At 73.2% G+C, this 1276-nt stretch carries 1 protein-coding gene and 1 pseudogene; both read right to left on the bottom strand.

Annotated elements, in window-relative coordinates; all coding sequences use genetic code 11:
* Positions 1 to 598 (bottom strand): annotated as a pseudogene (locus ABZ641_RS38015) (hypothetical protein); the annotation flags it as partial.
* 266 nt (positions 599 to 864) lie between these two features.
* On the bottom strand, positions 865 to 1276 hold a 412-nt coding region (locus ABZ641_RS38020), incomplete at its 5' end, for a BBE domain-containing protein (RefSeq protein ID WP_359989199.1).

The raw sequence follows: 1276 nt of genomic DNA on the forward strand, positions 1-1276 counted from the left end.
TAGTTGTGACCCTTCCAGGAGACCTTGGCACCGGCGGTCGCGTAGACCGTGGCGGCGTTCCAGCTCGGGGCGGTGCAGGTGCCACCGGTCGGGCTTCCTGCAACGCCAGCGCGACCGCGAGGCCGCCCACTCCGAGGGCGGTGACCAGCGGGGCGATGGACACCCCGAGGGTCTCCAGGGCGACGAGGACGCCCATCGACAGCACCACGATGCGGGTGATGTTGACGAAGATGGTCGCGGACGCCGCGACGCCCGTCCGGGACGCGGCCACCGACTGCACCAGCCCGGCCACCACCCGGGCCGCGCTGAGTGTCGCGATGACGATGAGCACGGCCGTCAGCGACTTGTCGACCAGCCCCCCGATCCGGGCGGTGAGCGGCAGCGCCGAAGCGGCCACCGCGGCCCCGGCGACCACGGCCGCCCAGGGGACGACGGTGCGCAGTGCGTCGACGATGATGTCGTCGCCGCTCCACTTGGTCCGGCCCGCGTGCTTGCCCAGCCACTTCATCAGAGCCCGCAGGACCAGACCGGCCACACATCCGGAGGCCAGGGCGATGCCGGCCACCACCCAGTCGTGCAGGACCAGGTCCCGGGTCACCGTCACCGTCCCGCCTCCGCAGCGTGGAGGGCGAGGGAACGGGCCGCCGCCGGCCGCCGTATGTACTGTGTCGTCACCTTGTCGCCTGTCAGGTCGTGTGGTGCGCAGCCGCATTGGAGCGGATGTACGCATTCCGAACGGACTGCCATCCTGCCCCATGGCCCGGCCGCCGCCACATCCGGACCCCGGCCTTCCGGCCGCCCGGGCGGCTGACGGGCGGGCGGTGGGCGAACGGCGGGCGGGCGGCGGGATTCGGGCCGTCCGTGTCAGGCGTTCCGCGCGGTGACGCCCTGGGCGTAGTGGAAGAGGCCCGTCGGGTCGTAGCGGCGTTTGACCTGGGTGAGGCGGGTGTGGTTGGCGCCGTAGTAGGCGTGCTGCCAGTCGGGGAGGTCGGGGTCGGGGAAGTTGACGTAGGCGCTGTCGGTGTCGAGGCGGCGGCGCAGGGTGCGGTGGGCGGCACGGGTCTGGGCCAGCAGGCGGTCCACCTGGTCGGACGGCGTGCCGGGCTTCCAGTGGGTGCCGATGTCGATGACGTACGTCGCGTCGCGGTGCGGGGAGGCGGTTTCGTCGGGGCGGGGCCGGTCGCTGGTGCCGCCCATGGCGAAGAGGGTGACGTAGCCGGTCGCGCCGGAGGGTCCGGGCCGCCAGGAGCGGGTCCACTCGACGACGTCCGCCACG

This window comes from Kitasatospora sp. NPDC007106 (genome assembly GCF_040634455.1).
Taxonomy (GTDB): domain Bacteria; phylum Actinomycetota; class Actinomycetes; order Streptomycetales; family Streptomycetaceae; genus Kitasatospora; species Kitasatospora arboriphila.